Annotated in this window: 8 protein-coding genes; 5 read left to right on the forward strand and 3 right to left on the reverse strand. The window is 57.5% G+C overall.

From position 1 onward, the window contains the following. Positions 1-60: 60 nt before the first annotated feature. Together fmt and def are read right to left on the reverse strand one after the other, a co-directional pair. Positions 61-1,005, reverse strand: coding sequence for a methionyl-tRNA formyltransferase (gene fmt, locus AC6BYQ_RS27010; RefSeq protein WP_019456191.1), 945 nt, complete (start codon positions 1,003-1,005; stop codon positions 61-63). A 17-nt stretch (positions 1,006-1,022) separates the two neighbouring features. Beyond that, on the reverse strand, positions 1,023-1,532 hold the full coding sequence (def, locus tag AC6BYQ_RS27015; protein WP_015379260.1) for a peptide deformylase: 510 nt from the start codon (positions 1,530-1,532) through the stop codon (positions 1,023-1,025). Positions 1,533-1,665: 133 nt separating this feature from the next. Here def and dprA point away from each other — a divergent pair, with 133 nt between their 5' ends. From dprA to aroE, 5 genes are read left to right on the forward strand one after another with little or no spacing between them, the layout of a single operon-like run. Further along, complete coding sequence (gene dprA, locus AC6BYQ_RS27020) at positions 1,666-2,787, forward strand: DNA-protecting protein DprA (protein WP_063918414.1); 1,122 nt, start codon at positions 1,666-1,668, stop codon at positions 2,785-2,787. Next, a complete protein-coding gene (gene smg / locus AC6BYQ_RS27025; RefSeq protein WP_025160381.1) occupies positions 2,759-3,232 on the forward strand; it encodes a DUF494 family protein Smg in 474 nt (157 codons plus the stop codon). Before dprA ends, smg begins: the two co-directional genes overlap by 29 nt. A gap of 25 nt (positions 3,233-3,257) precedes the next feature. After that, positions 3,258-3,803, forward strand: coding sequence for a DNA topoisomerase family protein (locus AC6BYQ_RS27030; RefSeq protein WP_019456195.1), 546 nt, complete (start codon positions 3,258-3,260; stop codon positions 3,801-3,803). A gap of 7 nt (positions 3,804-3,810) precedes the next feature. Then, positions 3,811-4,380 (forward strand): L-threonylcarbamoyladenylate synthase type 1 TsaC, encoded by a 570-nt coding sequence (gene tsaC / locus AC6BYQ_RS27035; RefSeq protein WP_019456196.1) that lies wholly within the window; start codon positions 3,811-3,813, stop codon positions 4,378-4,380. A gap of 11 nt (positions 4,381-4,391) precedes the next feature. Continuing rightward, the gene (aroE, locus tag AC6BYQ_RS27040; protein WP_498057821.1) at positions 4,392-5,210 is read left to right on the forward strand and encodes a shikimate dehydrogenase; all 819 of its coding nucleotides are present in this window, start codon (positions 4,392-4,394) and stop codon (positions 5,208-5,210) included. Positions 5,211-5,248: 38 nt separating this feature from the next. Here the strand turns inward: aroE and AC6BYQ_RS27045 are convergent, their stop codons facing one another. Continuing rightward, positions 5,249-5,791, reverse strand: coding sequence for a gamma carbonic anhydrase family protein (locus AC6BYQ_RS27045; RefSeq protein WP_004929699.1), 543 nt, complete (start codon positions 5,789-5,791; stop codon positions 5,249-5,251). Positions 5,792-6,157 lie beyond the last annotated feature (366 nt).

Here is a 6,157-nt window from a genome sequence, read left to right on the forward strand (position 1 = left end):
ATAACGATCGGCATTAAGAAAATAACGGCCCGGCGATGAACGGCCGGGCAGTGGGGTGGCTTACAGCCGGTTGCCCGGGGTAAACCATTCACGACGTGAATTTAACAGGTCCTGCGCCGACATCGGTTTCTTACCGGCGGGCTGCAGCTGGATCAGATTGAGGATGCCGTCGACGGTCGCCACCTGAATGCCGTGCTTGTCGGCATGGATAACGGTGCCCGGTTCTGCGTTGGCGCTTTCTGCCAGCACGCTGGCCTGCCACACTTTCACCGGTTGCTCGTCGATGATGAAGTAGCTGACGGGCCAAGGGTTGAAGGCGCGGATGCAGCGCTCCAACTGGGCGGCGGACAGGGTCCAGTCCAGGCGAGCTTCTTCTTTGCTCAGCTTCTCGGCGTAGGTGACCAGCGATTCGTCCTGTACCTCGCGGGTGGCGCTGCCGTCGGCCATTTGGCGCAGCGTCGTCAACATGCCCTGCGGGCCGAGCTGAGCCAGCTTGTCGTAGAGGCTGGCGCTGGTGTCGCTGCTCTCAATCGGGCAGGCGATCTTGTGCATCATGTCGCCGGTATCGAGGCCGACATCCATCTGCATGATGGTCACGCCGGTTTCGCTGTCGCCGGCCCAGAGTGAACGCTGGATCGGCGCCGCGCCGCGCCAGCGAGGCAGCAGCGAACCGTGTACGTTGATGCAGCCCAGGCGCGGCATATCCAACACCGCTTGTGGCAGGATCAGCCCGTAAGCGACCACCACCATCACGTCGGCGTTGAGATCGGCCACCAGGCGCTGGTTCTCTTCGGGACGTAATGACTTGGGCTGGAATACCGGCAGTTGGTGTTGTTCGGCCAGCGCTTTGACCGGGCTTGGCGTCAGCTTGTTGCCGCGGCCTGCCGGGCGGTCGGGCTGGGTAAATACGCCGACAATCTGGTGCTCAGATGACAACAGCGCGTCAAGATGACGCGCTGCGAAGTCTGGTGTTCCGGCGAAAATAATCCGTAAAGAATCAGACACGTTGATTTCCTGATCGGTTAGGCGCGGGCTTGAAGCTTGGCCATTTTTTCCAGTTTCTGACGAATACGCTGGCGCTTGAGCGGCGACAGGTAATCGACGAACAGCTTGCCCATCAGGTGATCCATCTCGTGCTGGATGCAGATCGCCAGCAGATCATCCGCTTCCAGCTCGAAAGGTTTGCCTTCGCGATCTAGCGCGCGGATCTTCACCTGCGCGGCGCGCGGCACTAACGCACGCTGCTCTGGAATGGAAAGACAGCCTTCCTCGATGCCGGTTTCGCCGCTTTTTTCCAGCAGCTCCGGGTTGATCAGCACCAGGCGCTGATCGCGATTCTCGGAGACGTCGATCACGATAATGCGCTGATGGATATCCACCTGAGTCGCAGCCAGGCCAATGCCTTCCTCTGCGTACATGGTTTCAAACATATCATCCACGATGCGCTGGATATCTGCATTGACTTCTTTTACCGGCGCTGCGACTTTGCGCAGACGCTCGTCTGGGAAATGTAATACCTGCAAGACTGACATATATCTTTAGATCTGTATCCGAGTAATGAACGAGGTTTAACCTCTATTCTAGACATTTCCCGACCTGATTGACAGCATTGCGCACCAATTGCTCAGATTGGTAATACCACCGTTTTTGCTGAGGGAACAGAGGATGCGGCTGGAAGAGATCGCTTTACGGATGCGGGGGGTTACGGGGCTACAGACCCCGACGGCCAGTCGGATCGTGCAGCAGTTATCGCAAATGGGGGGCGAACCCAATCGCGCGCTGCGTGAACTGGGATTGAACGAACGGCAGCGGGCACAGTTCAACCGGGCGGATCCCGGCTATCTTACGGCTACCTTGCATTGGTTGGAAAAGCCGGCGCACCGCATAGTGAACTATGGGGCGCTCGGTTATCCCGATCGCCTGGCCCAGATCGACGATGCGCCGCTGTTTTTGCTGATCGAGGGCGATCCGCAGGCGCTGTTGCAACCGCAGCTCGCCATGGTCGGCAGTCGGCAGTTCAGCCATTACGGCGAGCGATGGGCGAACCATTTCGCCGCTGAGTTGGCGCGCTGCGGTTTCGCCATCACCAGCGGTCTGGCGATTGGCATCGACGGGATTTGCCATCGCGCGGCGTTGGCGGCCGGCGGCTGTACTGTCGCGGTGTTGGGTAGCGGGCTGGCCAATATCTATCCGCGCCGGCACCGTCGGCTTGCGGAACAGATAGTCGAACAAGGCGGCGCCGTGGTTTCAGATCATTTAGTCACCGACTTGCCTCTGGCCGACCATTTTCCGCGCCGCAATCGTATTATCAGCGGGCTGAGTCTGGGCGTTCTGGTTATAGAAGCCTCGCTGCACAGCGGTACCCTGGTGACTGCTCGCTATGCGTTGGAACAGGGGCGTGAGGTGTTCGCTCTGCCAGGGCCATTAGGGAACCCGATGAGCGAGGGCACACATTGGCTCATCCAACAGGGCGCGCATCTGGTCACCGGGCCGAAAGATATCGCCGAATTGCTGGAAAGCGGTCTTCAATGGCTGCCGCTGAACGAAAATACAACTATTTGTGCGTCACAGGCTGAAGTTGAATTGCCATTTGCCGATGTGTTGGCTAACGTAGGAGATGAGGTGACACCTGTTGACGTCGTCGCTGAACGTGCCGGCCAACCTGTGCCAGTGGTGGTAATCAAGTTACTCGAGCTGGAGTTAGCAGGGTGGATCGCAGCTGTACCCGGCGGCTATGTCCGAATAAGGAGGGCAAGCCATGTTCGACGTACTCATGTACTTGTTTGAAACTTATATCCACAATGAACCAGAGATGCGCGTCGATCAGGATCAACTGACCGATGATCTCGCTCAGGCGGGGTTTCATCGGGATGATATCTACAACGCGTTGAATTGGCTTGAGAAGTTGGCTGACCTGCAAGAAGGTCAAAATGCCCCTTACTTTATGGATGCCGATCCGCTGGCGATGCGGATTTACACCGAAGAGGAAGGTGCGCGTTTGGACGCCGGCTGCCGTGGTTTTCTCCTGTTCCTGGAACAGATTCAGGTATTGAACCTCGAAACCCGTGAAATGGTTATCGACCGCGTTATGGCTTTGGATAATGCGGAATTCGATCTCGAAGATCTGAAATGGGTCGTGTTGATGGTGCTGTTTAATATCCCCGGATATGAAAGTGCCTATCAGCAAATGGAAGAACTGTTGTTTGAAGTGAACGAAGGTTATCTGCATTGAGCCGATAACGCGCATAGAAGACGTTATGACAAAAAACGCGATTTTTGCCGCCAGGCAAAATGAACCCTGTCCGGAATGCGGGGCCGAGCTGGTGATCCGTAGCGGTCGCCACGGCCCCTTCCTCGGTTGTTCCCAGTACCCTGAATGCCAATATATTCGGCCGCTGAAAGCACAGGCCGATGGGCATATCGTTAAGGTGCTGGATGGGCAACAGTGCCCGAAGTGTCAGGCGACGTTGGTGCTGCGCCAGGGGCGCTACGGCATGTTTATCGGTTGCAGCGATTATCCGCAGTGCGATCACACTGAAGTGATCGACAAGCCTGACGAAACCGCCATTACCTGTCCGCAGTGCGGGCAAGGCAAGCTGTTGCAGCGTAAGTCGCGCTACGGCAAGGTTTTTCATTCCTGCGATCGTTACCCGGAATGCCAGTTCGCCCTCAATGTTAAACCCGTCGCCGGTGAATGCGCCTACTGCCATTACCCGTTGCTGATGGAAAAGCGCACGGCAAAGGGCCCCGTCCTGTGCTGTGCCAGCAAGCTGTGCGGCAAACCCGTCGCGACTACAGAATAATCACATCATGAACTCAGAATTAAGCCCGAACCTTTTATCTATCATCGATGCTTTGCATCAACAGCAGGTTATTGCCTATCCCACCGAAGCGGTATTCGGCCTGGGTTGCGATCCCGACAGTGAACAGGCGGTCAATGCGCTGCTGGCGTTGAAACAGCGGCCGTGGGAAAAGGGGCTGATTCTGATCGCCGCCGACTATGCACAGCTTAAGCCATATATCGATGACAGTGCGCTCAGCGAACAGCAGCGCGCGACGATGTTTGCCAGCTGGCCAGGGCCGGTAACCTGGGTGTTGCCCGCTCGGCCGGAGACGCCACGTTTGCTGACCGGGCGTTTCAGCTCATTGGCGGTGCGCGTCAGCGATCATCCGTTGGTGCAGCAGCTGTGTCGGCAGTACGGCAAGCCGCTCGTGTCGACCAGCGCCAATCTCAGCGGGCTGGAGCCGTGCCGCAGTGCGGATGAAGTCACGCGGCAATTCGGCGACGCTTTCCCGGTATTGGCCGGTGAGGTGGGCGGCCGTCTTAATCCTTCCGAAATCAGAGATGCACTGACCGGCGAACAGATCCGTCAGGGCTAGAGGTAATGGGCATGGAGAAGTTTGCGGTATTTGGCAACCCTATTGGCCACAGCAAGTCGCCGCGAATTCATGCGCTGTTTGCTGCTCAGACCGGCATTGAGCATCCTTATGGCGCGGTGTTGGCGCCGCTGGACGGTTTTGAAACCAGCTTGCAGGCGTTTATCCGCGCCGGAGGGCTGGGGGCGAACGTCACGGTGCCCTTCAAGGAGCGTGCTTATGAGCTCGCCTCCGAGCTGAGTGAGCGCGCGGCGATGGCCGGAGCGGTCAACACCCTGAAGGTATTGCCGAATGGCGAACTGCTGGGGGACAACACCGACGGCATCGGTTTGTTGACCGATCTGCAGCGCCAGCAATTGATTCGGCCGCAGGATCGCATTCTGCTGGTGGGCGCCGGCGGTGCGGCACGCGGCGTGATCCTGCCGCTGCTGTCTTTCGGCTGCCGGCTCACCATCACCAATCGTACCTTCAGCCGGGCCCAGGAATTGGCCGACGCTTTCCTGCATCTGGGGGAGATCTCGGCGGCGCCGATGGATCAACTGGATCAGCAAGCGTTCGATCTGGTGATCAATGCGACGGCGTCCGGCATCAGCGGGGAGATCCCGGCGTTGCCTGCAGGCGTGGTGAACGCGCAAACCCGTTGCTATGACATGTTCTATCAGCAAGGCATTACGCCATTTCTGGCCTGGGCGCAGCTGCAGGGCGCAACGGAATACGCCGATGGGCTGGGTATGCTGGTGGGGCAGGCGGCGCATGCTTTCCTGCTGTGGCACGGCGTGATGCCAGAGATAGAACCGGTCTTGCGCCAGCTGCGCAGCGAGCTGGCGGCATAAATCCTACCCCGTTCTCTTTATAGGGAACGGGGCGCCCATCAGATATCTTCCGACAGGTATTCGTCTTTCCAGCGTACATAGTTGTTAGAAGAATAAAGCAATCCCTCCAACTCGGCGGCGGTCAGCGGCCGAACCTGGCGTGCCGGGCTACCCATATAAAGATAGCCGCTCGCCAGACGCTTGCCCGGCGCCACCAAACTGCCGGCGCCAATCATTACGTCGTCTTCTACGACTACACCGTCCAACAGGATCGATCCCATCCCGACCAGCACCCGGTTGCCGATGGCGCAGCCGTGCAGCATCGCTTTATGGCCCACGGTAACGTCTTCGCCAATTAACAGGGGATAACCATCGGGGTTATGTTCGGAGCGGTGAGTCACATGCAGCACGCTGCCATCCTGAATATTGCTGCGTGCGCCGATCTTTACCGCATTGACGTCGCCGCGGATAGCGACCAGCGGCCAGATGCTGACGTCATCCGCCAGATCGACGTCGCCGATCACGACGCTGGAAGGATCGATCAGCACGCGCTGACCGAGTTTGGGGGTGTATTGAAGATAAGAACGTACTGCATCGGACATAGTGCTGCCTCACGTCGGGATCATATTTACCGGCAATACTAGACTCTGGCGATGGAATTACAACCAACGGCAGCGCCGGATCCTGCGGAAAATGGCCCTGATCGCACAAGATCCACTCGGAAGGGCTGAAAAGTGTGCAAACAGAAAGAAAAGATCAAAAAAGGGGTTGTGCAAAAAACTCGGATCCCTATAATGCGCCTCCATCGACACGGCGCAAGTGATTCACTTCACACAGCGGCCGGGAAGAAAGAGAAAAAATCCTGAAAATTAGGGTTGACTCTGAAAGAGGAAAGCGTAATATACGCCACCTCGAGTTAGCAAGCGAAAGCGCCTAACTCACTGCTCTTTAACAATTTATCAGACAAT

It is taken from the genome of Serratia sp. LTN-2 (assembly GCF_059740205.1).